Source organism: Paenibacillus sonchi (assembly GCF_016772475.1).
Lineage (GTDB): Bacteria > Bacillota > Bacilli > Paenibacillales > Paenibacillaceae > Paenibacillus_AQ > Paenibacillus_AQ sonchi.
Genome location: NZ_CP068595.1, coordinates 1,233,824 through 1,253,619, shown reverse-complemented (window position 1 = coordinate 1,253,619; position 19,796 = coordinate 1,233,824). Strand labels below are relative to the sequence as shown.

10 protein-coding genes and 2 pseudogenes are annotated in these 19,796 nt (G+C 50.5%); 9 read left to right on the top strand and 3 right to left on the bottom strand.

The features are described from left to right. Window positions 1–158: 158 nt before the first annotated feature. Window positions 159–3,031, top strand: a pseudogene (gene uvrA, locus JI735_RS05850) (excinuclease ABC subunit UvrA). A 102-nt stretch (window positions 3,032–3,133) separates the two neighbouring features. Here uvrA and JI735_RS05845 read toward each other — a convergent pair. Both JI735_RS05845 and JI735_RS05840 read right to left on the bottom strand, forming a co-directional pair. Beyond that, window positions 3,134–3,370 (bottom strand): DUF3977 family protein, encoded by a 237-nt coding sequence (locus JI735_RS05845; protein WP_039834738.1) that lies wholly within the window; start codon window positions 3,368–3,370, stop codon window positions 3,134–3,136. Between the two features lie 31 nt (window positions 3,371–3,401). Beyond that, entirely contained in the window at window positions 3,402–5,030 is a 1,629-nt protein-coding gene (locus JI735_RS05840) for a nitrite/sulfite reductase (protein WP_202677153.1), read from the bottom strand. 404 nt (window positions 5,031–5,434) lie between these two features. Here JI735_RS05840 and JI735_RS05835 point away from each other — a divergent pair, with 404 nt between their 5' ends. From JI735_RS05835 to galU, 6 genes and pseudogenes are all read left to right on the top strand, one after another. Beyond that, a complete protein-coding gene (locus JI735_RS05835; RefSeq protein WP_020426461.1) occupies window positions 5,435–5,644 on the top strand; it encodes a hypothetical protein in 210 nt (69 codons plus the stop codon). A gap of 193 nt (window positions 5,645–5,837) precedes the next feature. Further along, window positions 5,838–7,001, top strand: coding sequence for a S1C family serine protease (locus tag JI735_RS05830; protein ID WP_233476268.1), 1,164 nt, complete (start codon window positions 5,838–5,840; stop codon window positions 6,999–7,001). Between the two features lie 52 nt (window positions 7,002–7,053). Beyond that, the gene (locus tag JI735_RS05825; protein ID WP_202677151.1) at window positions 7,054–8,940 is read left to right on the top strand and encodes a stalk domain-containing protein; all 1,887 of its coding nucleotides are present in this window, start codon (window positions 7,054–7,056) and stop codon (window positions 8,938–8,940) included. 368 nt (window positions 8,941–9,308) lie between these two features. Beyond that, window positions 9,309–9,980 carry a PDDEXK family nuclease gene (locus JI735_RS05820; protein ID WP_233476267.1) on the top strand — a complete coding sequence of 224 codons (672 nt, stop codon included), beginning with the start codon at window positions 9,309–9,311 and terminating at the stop codon, window positions 9,978–9,980. Window positions 9,981–10,350: 370 nt separating this feature from the next. Further along, window positions 10,351–12,905, top strand: a pseudogene (locus tag JI735_RS05815) (DUF3656 domain-containing U32 family peptidase). A 473-nt stretch (window positions 12,906–13,378) separates the two neighbouring features. Further along, window positions 13,379–14,266, top strand: coding sequence for a UTP--glucose-1-phosphate uridylyltransferase GalU (galU, locus tag JI735_RS05810; protein ID WP_039833595.1), 888 nt, complete (start codon window positions 13,379–13,381; stop codon window positions 14,264–14,266). A 215-nt stretch (window positions 14,267–14,481) separates the two neighbouring features. Here the strand turns inward: galU and JI735_RS05805 are convergent, their stop codons facing one another. Beyond that, complete coding sequence (locus JI735_RS05805; RefSeq protein ID WP_039833596.1) at window positions 14,482–17,229, bottom strand: O-antigen ligase family protein; 2,748 nt, start codon at window positions 17,227–17,229, stop codon at window positions 14,482–14,484. A gap of 173 nt (window positions 17,230–17,402) precedes the next feature. Here JI735_RS05805 and JI735_RS05800 point away from each other — a divergent pair, with 173 nt between their 5' ends. Both JI735_RS05800 and JI735_RS05795 read left to right on the top strand, forming a co-directional pair. Continuing rightward, window positions 17,403–18,698, top strand: a complete 1,296-nt coding sequence (locus JI735_RS05800; protein WP_039833614.1) for a glycosyltransferase — start codon at window positions 17,403–17,405, stop codon at window positions 18,696–18,698. Beyond that, complete coding sequence (locus tag JI735_RS05795) at window positions 18,695–19,771, top strand: mannose-1-phosphate guanylyltransferase (protein ID WP_039833597.1); 1,077 nt, start codon at window positions 18,695–18,697, stop codon at window positions 19,769–19,771. The genes JI735_RS05800 and JI735_RS05795 overlap by 4 nt, the downstream gene beginning before the upstream one ends. The last annotated feature ends 25 nt before the right edge of the window (window positions 19,772–19,796 follow it).

Genomic DNA, 19,796 nt, shown 5'->3' with positions numbered 1-19,796 from the left:
GGTCCATTCTCTCCAGCTCTCTCGCCAGCAGCCTTGCGGGTGTCCAGAGGGTGCAACCCTTGGGGCCCTCCCTTGGCTAAGGGAGGGTTTGGGAGGGATCGAAAATTTTTTCAGGAAAATATTTATTTAATTTAAAAGGTTTTTAGGAGGTTATACCGTTGGCGAACGAAAATATTGTAATTAAAGGTGCGCGAGCGCACAATCTTAAGAACATTGACGTAACGATTCCGCGTGACCGCTTCGTCGTGCTGACGGGACTTAGCGGCTCCGGCAAATCGTCGCTGGCGTTCGATACGATCTACGCTGAAGGACAGCGCCGTTATGTAGAGTCCCTGTCGGCCTATGCCAGGCAGTTCCTTGGGCAGATGGAGAAGCCGGATGTCGACTCCATTGACGGGTTGTCTCCGGCAATATCCATTGACCAGAAGACAACAAGCCGCAACCCGCGTTCGACCGTGGGCACGGTAACGGAAATTTATGACTATCTGCGGCTGCTGTTCGCCCGGATCGGGCATCCGCACTGCCCGGATCATGGCATCGAGATTACGTCCCAGACCGTTGAGCAGATGGTGGACCGGATCATGCAGTATCCTGAGAAAACCCGGCTGCAGATTCTGGCGCCGGTGATCTCCGGCCGCAAGGGTGAACACAAGGGACTGTTCAGTGATATCTCGAAGCAGGGCTTTGTCCGTGTGCGTGTGGATGGCGAGCTGCGTGAAGTCACTGAGGATATCGTGCTGGAGAAGAACAAGAAGCATACCATTGAGGTTGTAGTTGACCGGATCGTGATCAAGGATGACGTGCAGACGCGGCTGACCGACTCTCTGGAGACCGCGCTCAAGCTTTCCGGCGGGCAAATTCTGGTCGACATCATCGGCCAGGAGGAACTGCTGTTCAGCTCAAGCTTTGCCTGCCCGGTTTGCGGGTTCAGCATCGAAGAGCTTGCACCGCGCATGTTCTCGTTCAACAGCCCCTTTGGAGCCTGCCCGGAATGCGATGGACTTGGGATGAAGATGGTTGTCGATCCAGACCTTTTAATTCCAGATCAGGGGAAAAGCATTGAAGAGGGCGCTTTTCTGGCCTGGACAGGCAGCACATCGAACTACTATCCGCAATTCCTGAAATCCGTATGCGAGCATTTCGGAATTCCGCAGAACGTTCCCGTGAGCAGTCTGTCACCGGATCATATGAACAAGCTGCTGAACGGTACAGGCAGCGAGAAGATCCGCTTCCGGTATGAAAATGACTTCGGCCAGCGGAAGGATGCGCTTGTTGCCTTTGAGGGGATTATCCCCAACCTGGAGCGGCGCTACCGTGAGACAGCCTCCGATGGCATCCGCGAATTCATCGAAGGCTTCATGAGCGCCAAGCCTTGCCATGTGTGCAAAGGCAAAAGATTGAAGAAGGAAATTCTCGCCGTAACGGTCAATGACCGTAATATTGCCGATGTGACTGATCTGTCCATTGGGGATTGCCTCCAATTCTTTGACAATATTGCTCTGAGTGAGAAGGAAACGGCCATTGCCCACCTGATCCTCAAGGAAATCAGCAGCCGTCTGGGCTTCCTGGTCAACGTGGGACTGAATTATCTGACGCTTAGCCGTGCGGCCGGCTCGCTCTCCGGCGGTGAGGCACAGCGGATCAGGCTGGCGACCCAAATTGGCTCCAGCCTGATGGGCGTGCTGTATATTCTCGATGAACCAAGCATTGGTCTGCATCAGCGGGATAATGACAGGCTGATCTCAACACTTGGGCATATGCGCGATCTGGGCAACACTCTGATTGTAGTCGAACATGATGAAGATACGATGATGGCGGCCGACTATATCATTGATATTGGTCCGGGTGCAGGGATTCACGGCGGGCAGGTCATGGCCCAGGGCACCCCGAAGGAGATCATGAATGACCCGAATTCCCTGACCGGGGAGTACCTGAGCGGACGCAAGTTTATTCCGGTTACCTCCAAACGGCGTGTTACAGATGACCGCTGGATCGAAATCCGCGGCGCCAAGGAGAACAACCTGAAGAATGTGAATGTCAAAATTCCGCTCGGTGTCTTTACAGCAGTAACCGGAGTTTCGGGTTCTGGCAAATCATCGCTCGTGAATGAGATTCTCTACAAGAGTCTGGCCCGGCAGCTGAACAAAGCGGTCAAGGTCCGTCCGGGGCAGCACAAGGAAATCCGCGGTCTGGAAAATCTGGACAAAGTCATTGATATCGACCAGTCGCCAATCGGCCGGACTCCGCGTTCCAATCCGGCCACCTATACCGGTGTATTCGATGATATCCGCGACCTTTTTCCAAGACCAACGAAGCCAAGGTGCGCGGCTTCCAGAAAGGCCGCTTCAGCTTCAATGTCAAAGGCGGACGCTGTGAAGCTTGCCGGGGGGATGGCATTATCAAGATTGAAATGCACTTCCTGCCGGATGTCTATGTTCCCTGCGAGGTCTGCAAAGGCAAACGCTATAACCGCGAAACACTGGAAGTGAAGTATAAAGGGAAAAGCATCTCCGATGTGCTGGAGATGACCGTAGAAGATGCTACTGAATTCTTTAAGAATATTCCGAAGATTCACCGCAAGATGCAGACTCTGCTGGACGTTGGATTAGGTTACATCAATATCGGCCAGCCGGGAACAACCCTGTCAGGCGGCGAGGCGCAGCGCGTGAAGCTGGCTTCCGAGCTGTACCGCCGCAGTACCGGCAAGACGCTGTACATTCTGGATGAGCCGACAACGGGGCTGCATGTGGATGACATCGGGCGGCTGCTTGAGGTGCTGCATCGTCTGGTGGACTCCGGTGAATCTGTACTCGTCATTGAGCATAATCTCGATGTGATCAAAACTGCCGACTATCTCATCGACATGGGACCGGAAGGCGGTAGCGGCGGAGGTACAGTGATTGCTACGGGGACACCGGAGAAGATTATCGAGGTGGAGGAATCCTATACCGGGAAATACCTGAAGCCCGTACTGATCCGCGATACAGAGCGGACCAAAGCCCTGGAGCTGCAGACTTCGGACATGGTATAGCGGATAGCATATGGCTGCAGCGACAGCACTGTTTCTGTCCTGCAATCGAAGCATAGGAAGGGCCGTAGCAATACACTACGGCCCTTTTACATAGCAGCTTTCTTAATAACTGCTGATCCCAATGATAATTTTGAAGGCATTGCGTGTTTTTCTGGAACGCTTGAAGCCTTCTCTACTATCGATAATCCATACGGTTTGTCTTATCCATACTCTTATATACAAGGAATGGAATTTGAGAGGAGGCACAATTCCCTTTTCTTCAGTCTCTGTGCCATCACTCCATTCGGTTTCTGTCCGCAGCATCCATCGGTTGCCTATACCGAACTCGATATATTTCAAATGACAGTACCCCTTGGATATTGTAGTTGTATCACTCAGTCTCTAGAATGGCAGTAAGCTGTTCTTGAAATGCCGGTATACCTACCCGGTTTGTGAACGCATAGAAATTCTCCTGCTCCTGCCGCTGCTCAGTGTAGAAGGAGATGAGCTGCTCCAGAACCGGGCCTACCCGGTCTCCTTTTACCCGGCCCTTCAGCGGACGGGTGAATTCGGCCGCAGGACCGCGGTCTCCGCAGCCAAGCGTCCCGCCTATTGCGATATCGAATGCATCGGTCATGCCTTCCGGTGTTTTGATCAGCGTACCTTGCAGACCGATATCGGCAACCTGCTTTTGCCCGCAGGCGTTGGGACAGCCAACGAAATGAATGCGCAGCTTCTCATCCAGATGGATATGCTCATCCAGATATGCAGCAACACTGACCGCACGCTGCTTGGTCTCCACGAGAGCCAGGTTGCAGAATTCATTGCCGGTGCAGGCGACGGTGCGGCTGATAAAGTTTTTGGCGGTTGGCGACAGCCGCTGCAGCACCGGGGCATCCAGTAGAGCTTCAAGCTTATCATCCGGTACCCCGCTGATAATCATGTTCTGGGTCATGGTGGTGCGGAGTTTACCTTCGCCGTACTGATCGGCCAGCCCGGCCAACTCCTCCAGCTCATCGCTGTTCAAGCGGCCGACTGGAACGTTCAGGCCTACGTAGCTGAGACCTTCCTGGACCTGGGGATGCACACCGTCAAAATAAGCGGCCTGCCACCCAACCGTCTGATCTTCTCCGCGGGATGGGAGCTCGCCTACGGCTTCAATCAGCTTCGCTTTGAATTTCTCGGCACCCCAGTCGGCGACGAGGAATTTCAGACGGGCATGGTGGCGTTTCTCCCGGTAGCCGTAATCACGGAACAGGGTAACCACCCCGGCAGCTACCTTAAGCGCTTCTTCCGGCTTCACGAAGACATCCAGCTTTTGCGCCAGATGCGGTTTGGCCGAGAGTCCGCCGCCCACCATCAGATGGAACCCTTGGGTTAGAGCGCCATCAATGACTTTTACCGCAGGTGTAAAAGCCAAATCGTTAATTTCCGCCTGCGCATTATTGAACTTGTTGGCTGATACAGAAATTTTGAATTTGCGCGGCAGGTTGGAGAAATCACGGTTCAGCATGAAAAAATCATTCAACTGCTCGACAATACCCGTGGTATCAAACAGTTCATCCTTATCAATCCCTGCCAGCGGGTTGCCGACAATGGTCCGTGGACAGTCGCCGCACGCTTCGAAGGAATAGAGACCTGCGGCTTCAAGCCGCTTGAAAATATCCGGCAGATGCTCAACCGTCAGCCAATGGAACTGGATAGCCTGCCGTGTAGTTACATCAATTAGATTCCGGCCGTACCGTCTGGCGATTTCCGCCAATGTTCTGGCCTGGTCTGAGGTCATAATGCCTGTATTAATACGCACACGCATCATGAAATGTCCTTCACGCGGCTTTTGCTGGTATACACCGGCCCATTTGAACAGATCCAGGTCATCGGCCGGAATGGAGCTGTAGCCCTCCAAGGCATATTTTTCAATAATGGTGCGGATCACATCCAGCCCGTCCTTCTGCAGTTTGACGAATTCGAACTTGTTAAGTTTCTCGGGAGCAGCACTCCATAACGGTTCGTAAGCCATATCCAACATCCTTTCTGTATACGCTCATAAGCCCGATGGTAACACAGGTGCGAGTCACAGGCAGTGAGGGTTGTGGCAAAGGGTATAACGATTGTTTATGAATAAATAAGGACTTGCTGATAGTTCGAACAGGCATAAGCAGAGCATGTCCATCATAAGATTCAAAGAAGGATATTTTCGTTAAATAATGATATAAGCAAGCTCTTTGACAAAGGATGCACACATGCAAAATGAAGATCCCCAACTGCTGTTGTGCAGCATAGTTTCACCCCGGAAAATATTTTTGTGACAAATACATAATTTTTTAAGCATTTTCTATTGCGTCACTCAAATGGTAGCGATAACATAGAAGGAGATATGGAATAGATGAACTTGCTTGACAATACTCTCGGGGAGGTAATGCCATGCTGCTTGCTGAAGCTGCCGTGCAAGAGCCGTCTAAATTTCATACCTTCGATGTGTTTATGATTTTGTTCACCATTCTGATCTTTATTGGAGTGATCCGCTTGCTGCGGGCACCCCAGAAGAACAAATTCGCTATTGCTTTTGGAGTCGTGAGCCTATTGGTATTCGTGGTTTCGGACTATGCGATGGTGATGAACTGGTTAAGCTAGAAAGGGTTAAAATCACCCCTGGTACAGGCAAAAGAGACAATTGCAGAGTCGGAAATTCCCAAAAGACACCTTTACCGCCGCTGGCGTGGCTGAAGGCGTCTTTTTATCATTGTGCAGGAGTGCACTTAAGCATTTTTTAGAGTTTTGTAGACAGGGAGAGGGCCGGTGAAAGCTTGATGAAGTGGGGAAAAGGATGTATAAAAAGCGCCATGGCATGCTCCTGTGCGGGGTGCTGCTATTCGGGGCGGGAGGCGGTACACCTTCAGCGTTTGCAGCGGCATTCCCGGACAGCAGTCCGGCTGCGGGTGAAGTTAAGAGCTTCGTTGACGGGGATTTTGGACAAGTGGCCGCTCCGGCAGCCATCAGCAAAAAGAATACAGCGGTCACAGCCGATGCTGTGCCGCAGATCATTAAGGCGGTGTCCCCCTCGGTGGTGGGCATCATCGGCAAATATACGGGTGACCCCGGCAGTGGACCGGATGACCGGTACAATTTGACCCATGGCTCCGGCATTATAGTCAAAGCGGACGGCTGGATTATAACCAATGCCCATGTCATCAAAGGGCTGAAGAATGCGGTCGTGGTAACATCAGACGCTAAAAGCTACAACATCACCGCCTCCTATCTGGATGAGGTCAGTGATCTGGCTTTGGTCAGAATCAATGCCAAATCCCTGAAGCCTGCCAGGTTTGCTAATGCAACGGATAAGATTCAAGTGGGGGAAAAGGTGATTGCGATTGGGACACCTATCTCTTTCTCCTTGCGGAACTCGGCTACAGTAGGCGTGGTGAGCGGACTGAACCGTGCGGTGGATGCCGCCTACAGGCTGATCCAGAGCGATACAGCGATTAATCCCGGCAACAGCGGCGGTCCGCTGGTCAGCATGAAGGGGGAGGTCCTGGGGGTGAACAGCCTGAAATACGCTGCGGTTGGCGTGGAAAATATGGGCTTCTCCATTCCGGCGGATACGGTTCGGTACATCATGAATCAGCTGTTCCAATACGGAGAGGTGAAACGCCCCAGTCTGGGCCTGGAGCTGGAGGAGAGCTGGTCTGCGATTGTCGGGCTGCCTGCGCAGGACCCGCTGACCGTAACGAAGGTCGTGTCTGCGGAAGCGGAAAAGGCGGGGATTGCCGCAGGCGACGTGCTGTATGCGATTGACGGTCACCGGGTTGCTTCGTTGGTGGATATCAACGAATGGTTCAAAGGCTACAAGCCGGGTGCGGCAGTGAAGCTGCTGATGCAGCATGACGGGGATATTGTGACCCGCAAGCTGGTGCTCGGTCAAGGTGACCCGCTGATCGGCGGAGGGGAGGCGGAGGGAGATGGAGATGCTGAGGCACATACAGAGGAATAACAGATCCCCGGTGGAGGCACAGACCACTGTAAGCAGAATGTTGCGTCGCGGGTTGTGCACATTACTGGCAGTGCTGCTGTTGCTGGCATGGCTGCCCATCCGGGAAGTACAGGCAGCGGAGCAGAAGCTGCTGCAGCTGAGCCTCAAAGCCGGGAGCACAGCTGCAACCGTTAACGGTGAGAAGGCTGTGATTCAAAAGCCCATAGAGGATAACGGAGTGGTGCTCGTCCCGCTGGGAGTATTCAAAAAAGCCTTCGGCAGCACAGTCTCCCTTGAAGGGGACGATGTGGTGAAAGTGATGTACGGACCCCATACCGGGGCGATGACCATTGGCAGCACAACCGCCTGGAAGGATGGAGTCAAGGTCACACTGCCTGTTCCGCCGCGTATCGTAGATGGAACACTGCTGGTGCCGCTGCGTTTTGTGGCCGGAGTGCTGGGAGCGCGCATATCTCCCGCCAGCGGCGGAGGGCTACTTGTGACACTTACTTCATCAGCGAGTGAAGAAGACGCGCCGGAAACCGGCGGCATTGACAGCGATGTCGGCAAAACCCGGATAGGCAACAGTTACTATCGCTGGAGCCTGAATTATCCGCCGGGTCTTGTGGTCGGTGACAGTGGCGGCAATGAAAGTGTAGCCACCTTTACGAGTGCGGAGAATAAGTATTACCTGGAGGTTCATGCCTCACCGCTCGAAAAAGCTGCAGATCCGGAAGAACTGCTGGACAGGCTGGTCCGTGAGGCGCAAGAAGGCGGGGAGACTGTGCTGGACCGGGGGGCTTTTCCGGATGCGGCAGTGCCCTACGCGCGTATTGTCAGTAAGGACACCAGCGGTGCTTTATGGGAAGGAAGGCAGTATTATAACGGCGGAAGATTGTTTGAAATCTATCTGACCGATGATACGGCAGCCAATTACAAGGATCTGAACAAATATGCTTCACTGCTGAACTCATTCCAACCTTCATTCAACGCCGAAGATAGAAGCATCCGCGATCTTTCAACGGTCAAAAACGGATTGCGCGAAGGCTACAACGACGATTATGGCTTATCGCTACAGGTGCCTGCGGATTGGAGTATGGATGACCAGCACCTCAACTACGAGAGCACAAAAGGAAGCTATCTGCGGGTAAAGGTCACTTCCGCCCCGTCAGGGTCTACACTGGAGAGCTGGAGCAAAGATCTGGATTCGCAGATAAAAGACACCTATGTGGCCGACGCCTATGCCATACAGGACGCTGTGAAGGCGGAAGTTTCCGGTGAACCGGCGCTCGTGAAAGAAACGAGGTTGAATCCAGGCAGCGGCTGGAGCACCAAATACCAGATCCTGCTGCAAAAGTCCGGGTACCGCTATTACGTGGAATATCTGGCTGCGGCGGGGCAGGACGAGGACAAGGCGAGGTTCAAGACAATCTTAGGCTCCATAGATATTGATTTTGACCGGATCAAAGAGAATTTCGGCAGACTGGAGACGGAGGATTACCCGGCGCTCCGCAGCCAGGCTGTAACCAAAAGCTCCAAAACCTACGGCTACAGCATCGATATTCCACGGCTGTGGATACCGTATCAGGATGTTTTTGAGACCCAGACCGTGGAGTACCGCTTCACCGGCGGGCGTTTCCTGATCAATGCAAGCCCGGAGGGTTCAGTGGACTATGCCGTAGGTTTGCTGCAGAGCTATTACAAGAACAGCAAAAACGACCCTAAAGGCCCGCAGCTCATCAAGGAAGAGGAAACCACCTTTGCCGGAGTTCCCGCTACCCTGCTGACTGTCCGCCAGACTAAAGGCGGCATCCCTGTGCAAACGCAGCAAGTGGTTTTTGGCAACAATGATCTGGTCTATACCCTCACCGTATCCCTGAACGACGCCAACGCGACTTCCGTACAGCAGGCCGATCTGGATAAGACGCTGAAGTCGTTCCGGCTTGCGGGAGGCGAGTAGGGGGATAGTTAAGGATAGTCATGATCACAGAGGGTGATACAACATTGGGGGGAGTTAGGATTCGAGTCATTACTCTAGCTTGTGATCCTGCCATAATCACAGTGCTTGTGTGAAGGTGAACTTTAGAATCCCCTCTGTGAATCGGTGAATCCTTGTGGTGACAAGCTATTCTCTGCGGGTCATGTCGGCTAATTCCTTTCATAAGCCGCGCTTCATAAGCCCGCTTCATAAGCCCGCTTCATAAACCCGCTTCATAAACCATTGCTGCCCCTCTCTGTGCAGAGGTATAATAGGGTCAGACGAAGAACGTCCCTTGCCATTTTGGCAGTTAGGGGCGTTCTTTTTTTATCTTTAAGGGGGAGATGTTAATGGGTGGAAATTTTGAGAAGGAGCATGAAGCGCTAGTAGAACGCCATTTAAGCGCACGAACAGGTGAACGGCGGGGAAGGCTGGCCAGGGGGCACCAATATGCGGAGAAATTACTGCTGCAAAATGTATGGTGGCCGTTGTTCGGGAACTTGGATCATCTGCATCCAGAGTATGAGGTGTACGATTGGAACCGAAAATCACAATTTCTCGATCTTGCATTCCTTCCGCCTTACGGGAAATTTGGACTGGAATGTGACGGCTATCAGAGTCATGTTAAAGACATGGACAGAGAGAAGTTCAGTTATTCTTTGAACCGGGATACATTTCTTGCAGGCATGGGATGGAGAATTATCCATTTTTCATTCGACGATGTACAAAAGCGTCCAGAAGTTTGCCGCATGCTGCTGCAAATGGTCATCGGACCTACATTAATCAGAAACGCATCCGGGTCTTCAACCTCTCCACAGGAACGAGAAGTACTAAGAATGGCTTGGTGCACAGGGAAGGGGATTCGTCCCAAAGATATCATGATCCAATATCATGTGAACTTTCGGACGGCTCGGAAATGGCTGCAAGGGCTGGCCGATAAAGGGATGCTGCGCCCGGTGCTTAAAAATACGTATATTTGTTACTATGAGCCGGTGGAGGGTTTTCCAGAGGTGTGGTCGTAGAGTACTCTTATAAAATATTGCATGATTTACAACTTTGACTGTTAAATTAGGTTGTCTTTGATAGATTGTTGCATGAAATACAAGATAATATCCCGTTACCTACAACGAAGCTGGATAAATGCTGTCTTTTATACAACAATCCTTATTCTATGGTCCGGAATCTGCGGGAATACTGTATTTTGTACAACACTTATAACCGCCTCCTAAACATCATGCGGCAAAATGTCCCCAATTCGGAGTCCGGCTGATTTCTCCCGGTAATCTATATAAATCTTGGCAAATCCATGGCGCACGGATGTGATATTTGATACAATTAATAAGTTAAAAAGCTGTAAATGACCCGCCGGCAAGGCGGTTTGGGAGGATATAAATGAACGAGAAAGAAATACGCAGAGAAGACGTGGAGCTGCTGGCTCCGGCAGGTGACTGGGACTGCATGCGTGCGGCGGTGGCGAACGGGGCGGACGCTGTCTTTTTTGGCGTAGAGAAGTTTAATGCACGGGCGAGAGCGAACAATTTCCGCATGGACGAGCTGCCGGAGATTATGGCGTTTCTGCACAGCTATGGTGTGAAGGGGTTTCTGACCTTTAATATACTGGTGTTTGAAAATGAACTGGCAGAGGCTAAAGAGCTAATCGATGCCTGCGTGGATGCAGGTGTAGATGCAGTCATTGTACAGGATTTGGGGCTGGTTAAACTGATCCGCGAGATTTCACCGGACTTCCCGATCCACGGTTCCACCCAAATGACGATTACTTCACCGGAGGCGGTGGAGTTCACGAAGCCTTGGGGGCTGGAGCGCGTAGTGCTTGGCCGCGAAAATAACCTGAAGCAGATCCGTACGATCGGAGAGCAGGCACGCCTGCCGATGGAGGTTTTTGTGCATGGCGCGTTGTGTGTTTCCTATTCGGGCCAGTGTCTGACCTCGGAAATGTGGGGCGGGCGCTCCGCCAACCGGGGGAATGTGCGCAGGCCTGCCGTCTGCCGTATGACCTGATGGTGGATGGTGAAGTCAAGCCGATGGGCGATGTCGCCTATCTGCTGTCACCTAAGGATCTGGCGGCGATTGATCTGATGCCGGAGCTGATCGAGGCAGGGGTAACCTCCTTCAAAATTGAAGGCCGCCTCAAAAGCCCGGAATATGTAGCGAACGTGGTCAGTAAGTACCGTAAGGCGATTGACCGGTATTTTGACGGGAATTGGTCCCCGGCGCCCAAGGAAGACATCCGCGAGCTGCAGCAGAGCTTCTCCCGCGGCTTCACGCACGGGTTCCTCGAAGGGACGAATAATAAAAAGCTGGTTGACGGCACGTTCCCGAAAAGCCGGGGGGTCTATCTGGGGACCGTCGAACAGATTTTGCGCGATGGTGTCGTATGCCGTATTCATGCCCCGCTGAAGCGCGGGGACGGCATTGTATTTGATGCCGGCGATCCGACGAAGAAGGAAGAAGGCGGCCGCGTCTACGATCTGCGCCGCAAAGGCGTGAAGCTCGAGGGCGAGGCCGGAGAAGACTGGATTATCGACATTGTGCCCGGCCGCAATGACGTAGACCTGCGCCGCCTGCATGTCGGCGACCGCATCTGGAAAACCAATGACCCGGCGCTCGACAAGGCGCTGCGCCAGTCTTATGAAACGGAGAAGCCCTACCGGGTTTTCCCGGTTCGCGTGAAGGCGCAGGGCCGCGTCGGTGAGCCGCTGGCCACCTGGTGGACCGACGTTCAGAAGAACGTCACGGTCCGCGTGAATTCGGAGCTGCTGCTGGAAGCCGCGCAGAAGCGCCCGATGGATGCCGCCCTGCTGGAAGAGCAATTCGGCCGCCTGGGCGGAACCGTATTCCAGCTGGAGGCATTAGAGTCGCATCTGGAAGGCGACGTGATTGTGCCTATGCGCGAGCTGAACAGCATCCGCCGCCAGGCGGTGGAGCTGCTTGCGGGCGAGCGCCCGAAACCTCCCGTATACGTGAAACGGGAGGTAGAGGTCTACGGCGGCGCCTCCCGCAGGGGCGCCGCAGGAAGCACCATCCCGGTTATGAGGGATGGTGCGGGTGCACGCAGCGGTGAAGCGGAGCTTACCGCGCTGTGCCGCAGCGTGCCGCAGGTGCAGGCTGCCCTCGAAGCCGGCGTAACGAACATTTACGCCGATTTCGAATTCATCAAGCAGTTCCCGGCAGCGGTGGACGCTGTACGGGCTGCGGGGGCCAGCATTGCGCTGGCCACGCCGCGCATTCATATGCCCGGCGAGAACGGCTACCATGCCAACATCCTGCGCCTGCAGCCGGATGCTGTCCTGGTGCGCAATACAGGTGCGCTCTATTACTACCTGAAGCGCCGCATGGAGCAGCCGGATGCCGTGCATCCGCGCCTGATCGGCGACTTCTCCCTGAATATGGCGAACCACCGGGCAGTGGATCTGTTCCTGGAGGCGGGCTGTGACAGAATTACACCGTCCTATGACCTGAACATCCAGCAGATGGTCGATCTGCTGGAACACAGCGACACCTCGCGTATAGAGGTCGTGATTCATCAGCATCTGCCGATGTTCCACACAGAGCACTGCGTCTACTGTACCTTCATGAGTGAAGGCACAGACTATACGAACTGCGGACGCCCCTGCGAGGAGCAGCGTGCTTCCCTGCAGGACCGTATCGGCATGGCTCATCCTGTACGTGTTGACGAGGGCTGCCGCAACACCGTCTACAACGCGGTTGAACAATCCGGTGCAGAATACTTGAATAATTTCCGTGAGCTGGGCGTGAACTCATTTCGAGTTGAGTTTCTGGAAGAAACCCCGGAGCAGGTCGCAGAGGTCATCAGCCTTTACAGCCGTGCGCTGCGCGGGGAGATTTCCGGCACACAGGTATGGAAAAGCCTGAAAGCCACCAACCAGCTCGGAGTGACTCGCGGACAATTGGTAAATGCAAAGTAAGCTGGAGGCGGTTCGATTGTCAGAAGAACTTGCGGCAGACAAAACGCCATGATCCCGCTTTTGCCCGGTTGGATGCGGACCGAATTGGTTCTGGAGAGCCCGACTGAATACGTTACGTTTATGGGGATAAGCTGTATCTGTGTTTCGTAGCCAGCGAATCCAATCAGAACTACCCATGTAACAGTAATTGGTGTTCAAGTATCACTGCAATCACAATCGGTAGCCAAATTAGAAATCTGCCTAGGTTCTGTTGTTATGGCTCTCTGTAACTTAAGTAAATTATCCAAGCCAGTGTGACTGAAGAGATTATAAACAAGCTCTCAGTTCACTGGCTTTTTTTCGTAATCTAGGCCTGCTTTCTCCAATAACCACACTGCCAAAATCAAACCAGAACTGCTATAATTAAAGCAAATATGCCATTTTCCTTTAGCGCTAGAATGAAAATGAGAGAAGATTATTGAAGGAGTCCTGTCATGAAGATCCGTAAGGCAATTATTCCCGCGGCTGGTCTTGGTACCCGCTTTCTGCCCGCAACCAAAGCAATGCCCAAAGAAATGCTCCCGATAGTAGACAAGCCTACCATCCAATATATTGTTGAGGAGGCCGTTGCTTCCGGCATTGAGGATATCATCATTGTAACGGGGAAAGGCAAACGGGCGATTGAAGACCATTTCGACAATTCGTTCGAGCTGGAATTCAATCTGGCGGAGAAGCAGAAATGGGAGCTCCTGGAGTCTGTACGCAAATCCTCCGAAATGGCTGACATTCACTACATCCGCCAAAAGGAACCAAGAGGTCTGGGACACGCCATCTGGTGTGCCCGCAAATTTATTGGCAATGAGCCGTTTGCCGTATTGCTCGGGGATGACATTGTCCAAGCGGATAAGCCTTGTCTGAAACAGATGATTGAGGTTTACGAACAATACAAATCCTCAATTGTTGGCGTTCAGCCTGTGCCTTGGGAGGACGTTTCCCGATACGGTCTGGTAGATGGTACGGAACTGGCTGAGCGGGTATATAAGGCCAACCGACTGGTTGAAAAGCCAAAGAGAGAAGAAGCGCCGTCTAACCTCGCGATCCTGGGGCGGTATATTCTGACTCCGCGTATTTTTGACATGCTGGAGGAGCAGCAGGTGGGGGTTGGCGGGGAAATCCAGCTGACCGACGCCATCTCCCGCTTAAGTGAAGTGGAGCGCATTATTGCTTATGATTTCGAAGGCAAACGCCATGACGTCGGCGAGAAAATGGGTTTTATCCAGACGACCATCCATTATGCCCTCCAGCATGAGGAACTCAAGGAAGGCCTGCTTGACTACCTCAAAGAGGTGATAAACAGCGAAGCATTGAAAGCGGCGAGGTAAGAGGCCGGCAGCTTTCAAACTAGAGAATTCATCTTCAGCTAATTATTATTCGGGTCCAAAAAGAGCGCCGCACTGAACTCAGTCAGTGGGACGCTCTTCTGGTTTTAATCCAGCCATGAATCGGCAGTTTTTAAGTTTAATACATTCCTCTTATCTCTCGCAAAACGGTGCCATCCTTCTCAGAGGACGACACCGTTTTTTTCATCCTGCCTTGATTAGTACTGTGTATTCACAATAGCATCTATCTGAGCGGCTTCCGCAGGATCTGCGGCAATCAGCTTGTCATAAACTGCCTGATCCTGAGCAGTACCAGCCTTTTTCAAGGCTGCCAGGTACCAGCGGGCCATCTCACGGTTAGTGGCGTCATTATAATCTTCGCTCAGCCCAAGCTTTAAGGTCTCTGAAGCGGCAGGAATCTGACCGGACATCAGCTGGATTCTGCCTGCGTTCAGCGCAATTGCCGGAGGAATGGCAAGCGATTGGACTTGTAAGTCAGCCTGCACCTGATTATAAGCGCTAAGACCGACATTTAGGTAAGTTGTTTTACCGGTGGCATCCTGCTGGGTGAAGGCCTGCTGAGCCAGCTCATACGAGCGGGCAATGAGCGAGCTGTACCAGTTTGTATCCCAGAGCGTTCCACTGTTTACGACATCCGTATAAGCATCGCCAAGTCCAAGCTTTAGGGTTGCTGCCGCTTCCTCATTTTGTCCTGCCATCTGCTGCATTTTACCGGCATTCAGGGCAATCGTTGGCGTTACCGAGAACGCCCGGCCCTGCAGCTGCTCTGGAGGCAGAGTTTTCAAATGTTCTACACCATCAGTTACATGTTTATAGGCATCCAGACCAATGGTCAGGTATTCCTGCTTTTTGGCTTCATCTTTTTCGGCATTTGCCGCACGTGCTAACGCCTGGGAGCGGCTGATCAAAGATTCGTACCATTCAATATCCCAGTTGAACTTATCTGCGTTATCCCGATAGACGGCGAAGGCGAGATCGTTTTGCCCCTTCAAATCATACGAGGAAGCGAGTAGAGTCAGCAGAATCTTATTATTAGGTTCGTCCTTGAGCGCACGGTTCAGCACGCTGAACGCTTCGTTCAAGTACTGCTCATCTTTAGTTTGATTAAAAACCTGATGATCCATAGAGGCGAGATATGCCGCTGCTTCCGGATGGTAAGGGCGATCTTTTAGAGTTGCTATCAAAGGTGCCTTGAGCTCCTCATAGGACTGGCTGACACCGATCAACCGCTTTGCTTTCATTACAGAATTGCTTGAGCCGATTGCACTGACCGACAGGAAGAACATGAAAATTATACCGATAGCGAGGACTGCAAGGTAACCGTAACGTATACCTGGCTTATTCCAGTTCCGGCGCAGCGGTTTGCTGTCCATGGCGGCGCCCATTCCGGCAAGGCCGATAAACACCAGAATTCCCATAAAGGCATAACTGAGATTGAAGTCCAGTATGCTGTGAACAAGAATCGACAAAGCAATGATATAGAAAATGAATCCATTATCAAATTCATTTTTGTCCCGTTTAAGGTATCCACGAATGTATTTATAGAAAATGTAGCCGATAAAGCCCATGAAGACAACAAATCCGACAATTCCGACTTCGATCAAATATTGCAGGAAGAAGTTATGCGCCTGGCGGCTTGTATACGGGTAGTCCTGGTAATGCTCATAGAGCGAAGCCCAGCCTCCACCCCCGGCGCCAATAATGGGATAATCCTTCACGACTTTCATAGCATCTTTATAGAAAGTAATACGTTCCAGTACACTGTGCTGCTTGAAGTTGATGTTCTCCAGCCGTGTCTCCATGTTAGCGGGGAGAATGGTACGTGCACTTGTCCCGATCAGCAGAAATGCGACTACGGCGACCAGTACAACCGACAGGAGCGGCAGCCACAGACCAGCAAGCCTGTGCGATTCCCAGCCCTCCAGTTTATTTTGCAGCCAAGGTTCCACAAAACGCTGGATGATCCACCCGCACGCGGCAACAATCGCGGAGGCGCCAAGCAGATAAGCCCAGCCTTTAAGAGCAGCAGAAGAGCTAAAGGCCGTGCTCAGTTCAGTCCCAAGATTGGTCACCGGGCTTGCAATCGCCAGCGAGGCAATCCCGGCAATACCCAGATGGAGAATCCAGAGAATCTGCTTCACAGGCTTCAGAGACAGCAGGAGCAGAATAAAGACTACGGGCAGCATAACTAATCCCCCGCGGGACAAGGTCAGCAGCAAGGAAACAATGATCGGTACGAGCATGAATCCGTGAGTCAGCGTCCCGTACCATTTTTTGGAGCGAACCAGTGCAAAGACAGCTACGAACAGAAAAGCCATCAGGAAAGCTGCGTATGTATTCGCATATTGAAAAATCGAAGTCAGCCGCAAACCGTTGGAGTCGGTCATAACCGCATCCAAATATTTACCGCCTTGCACCGTGTCTGAGAACCAGCCAACCAGCCCGCCGGCGAATTTCCAGGCCCCCAGCCAGTTCAGCAACCCAAAGCCCACGATAAAATAGGCAATGGCCAATACGGCATTTTGAATGACAACATTTAGTTGCTTTTGCTTCAGCAAATATAACGCTATAATGAATACTGCAATATACATACTCTGAATAAAGAGAATGTTCATCGCCATATAATGCGAAGCAGCGCCAAATAGCGACAGAGCATACGTTATTGGCAGCAGCAGTGAAGCCACAGCCAGCAAGTCACGCTGCTCCTCCAGCTTGAACTTTTTATAGTACAAGCCGATCCAGACCAGCAGCAGCAGGCCGCTGAGCAGAGAGGCCACATAAATCGGCTTTTCATAGTCGATCTGCTGCCCATTAAACAATCCAACCTGAAATGGGGTCCACACCAAAAATACAATAAAAGCAACAACCAACGCCCACACCGGGCTGGATATCTTTTCAACATTTCTCGACTGCACAGCATTTTTACCGTATACTGGTTTCGACACGTTTTAATCTCCTTTTCCTGTAGGTACGTCAATATTCTAGCATATTGCTTTATACCAGGGCTACTTTATTCAGATTCTATGGTTTATGACATCTCTATGTAAATGGTTTACTTTACCTAGAAACATTATGGAGGCTTCTTTAATGGAATTCAATAGAAGTTTGGATGTTGGATATGACTGGCATTAAATCGTTTTTGTACAAAAGGCTTTACAAGTTTGCGGTGAAATTGAAGCCGATTGCGGTACGATTGTTTCCTTTTGAGACAAGGCAGCGAATAAAACAAAGCTTGTTGAAAACTGCTTTTCCAATTGAGAAGGAAGGCAGGCTATCTTCCATACAAGATAGACTATCAGGTGTGAATCTGGTGGGATACTCCAGAGCTGAAATGGGTATTGGAGAGTCTTGCAGAATTGCTGCCAAGAGCATGGATGCAGTCCATATACCTTTTGGAATTATAAACTTTATTGGAACTAATTCTGCAAGTATGAATGATAACACTTGGGTTAATAAGGAAATCTCTGAGCCGAGATACAATTTGAATATATTTCATATTAATGCTGAGCAGATGATTGAAATATACGCCCATTATGGGAATTCAATATTTAAAGATCGTTATAATATTGGTTTTTGGCATTGGGAGCTTCCTGATTTCCCTGATGAGTGGAAGGAGAGCTTTAACTTAGTGGATGAAATCTGGGCACCCTCAACTTTTGTTGTGGATTCTATTGCTCAGAAAAGCCCGGTTCCTGTCGTTAAAATTCCGCATAGCATTGAAGTTAATATCACTGAGAAGAGAGACCGTGGCTATTTTAATTTACCTGAAGAAGCTTTCTTATTTCTAACGATGTATGACTTGAAAAGCTTTCAGGCAAGAAAGAATCCTCAAGCTTCCATTAAAGCGTTTCAGCGGGCCTTTGACCCTGAGGATACCTCAGTAGGCTTGGTTATAAAAGTGAATAGCGCTAAGCAAGGTTTAAAGGAACTCGACGAACTGTACCAGATTATTGGCGGGTATACAAATATCTATCTGGTAGATAGGACGTTATCGAGAAATGATACGAACGCATTGATATCGGTTATAGACAGCTATGTGTCGCTTCATCGAAGCGAAGGCTTTGGGCTTGGATTGGCAGAGGCGATGTATCTAGGTAAGCCAGTCATAGGAACCAACTGGTCTTCCAATATCGATTTCATGGACTTCAACAATTCCTGTCTGGTTGATTACACATTGGTACAACTGGACGAGGATCATGGGCCGTACAAATCTTATCAATATTGGGCAGACCCCAATGTAGAACATGCGAGTATGTATATGCGTACACTTTATGACGACAACAACTTTTATAAGCGGATTTCGTCTAATGGTGAAGAACATATAAAGAAGTATTATTCACCTCAAGCCGTGGGTGAGATCATTAACCGGAGATTGGAATATATCTCGATGTGGAAATTTGGAGGATTGAAATGACAATTACTTGTGTAATCATGGCAGGTGGCAAAGGGGAACGTTTCTGGCCAAAAAGCCGGACAAACCTTCCTAAGCAATTTTTGAATATTTCCGGAAACAAATCGATGATTCAGCAATCGATAGCCAGACTTGAAAAGCTCATTGATATCAGTCAGATTTTTATTGTTACCAATGAACTTTATGCTGAACTAATTAAGGCTCAGATTCCACACTTGCCGCATGAGAATATCATTATTGAACCAGTGGGAAGAAATACCGCACCTTGTATTGGTTTAGCATCCATCATTATTGAAGATCGTTTCCCTGATAGTACAATGATTGTAATCCCTTCCGATCATATTATTGAAAACGAAGAAGGATTCGTAAAAATATTGAAAACTGCGGTCGAAGTTGCACAGGACAACAGCAACCTAGTCACTTTAGGAATTCAGCCGACTTACCCAGAAACAGGATATGGATATATCGAAAGCAGCAACCAGAGTCAGTTAATTAATGAGCTATCCGTTCATAAAGTGAATAAATTCGTTGAAAAGCCAGATTTGGCAACGGCTCAGTCTTACCTGGAATCGGGTAATTTTTACTGGAACAGTGGGATCTTCGTTTGGAAAATTAAGACCATTAGAGGCTACATACAAGAATTGATGCCTGAAATGCATGATATATTGGAAACTATGAAGACAGTACTAAGATCTGAAGATCGCGATGCAATTATCCGTTCGGAATTCCTGAAGATGCCGGATCAATCCATCGATTACGGAATTATGGAGAAGGTAAGTAATATTTATGTGATTCCTTGTGTATTTGGTTGGGATGATGTGGGTAGTTGGACAGCTCTAGAAAGAATTAGTGAGTTGGATGAGAACGGGAATGTGATAAAGGGCAACATTCTTAACCTGGATACCAAACATTGCATCATTGAAAGTAATGGAAAACTGATTGCAACCTTAGGCATTGAAAACCTGATTATAGTTGATACTGAGGATGTTACCTTGATTTGCACCAAAGACAAGGCTCAAGAAGTTAAGTTATTGCTTAAAGAACTGCGTATGCAGAAGCTTGAACAATATTTATAGGTTTATTATTTATTTTATATAACCA

What these genes read in the sequence shown, in the direction of transcription:
- JI735_RS05840 (WP_202677153.1), bottom strand. Translation starts at nt 5,030, where the DNA reads ATGGCTTACGAACCGTTATGGAGTGCTGCTCCCGAGAAACTTAACAAG.
- JI735_RS05835 (WP_020426461.1), top strand. Translation starts at nt 5,435, where the DNA reads ATGCTGCTTGCTGAAGCTGCCGTGCAAGAGCCGTCTAAATTTCATACC.
- JI735_RS05830 (WP_233476268.1), top strand. Translation starts at nt 5,838, where the DNA reads ATGTATAAAAAGCGCCATGGCATGCTCCTGTGCGGGGTGCTGCTATTC.
- JI735_RS05820 (WP_233476267.1), top strand. Translation starts at nt 9,309, where the DNA reads ATGGGTGGAAATTTTGAGAAGGAGCATGAAGCGCTAGTAGAACGCCAT.
- galU (WP_039833595.1), top strand. Translation starts at nt 13,379, where the DNA reads ATGAAGATCCGTAAGGCAATTATTCCCGCGGCTGGTCTTGGTACCCGC.
- JI735_RS05800 (WP_039833614.1), top strand. Translation starts at nt 17,403, where the DNA reads ATGACTGGCATTAAATCGTTTTTGTACAAAAGGCTTTACAAGTTTGCG.
- JI735_RS05795 (WP_039833597.1), top strand. Translation starts at nt 18,695, where the DNA reads ATGACAATTACTTGTGTAATCATGGCAGGTGGCAAAGGGGAACGTTTC.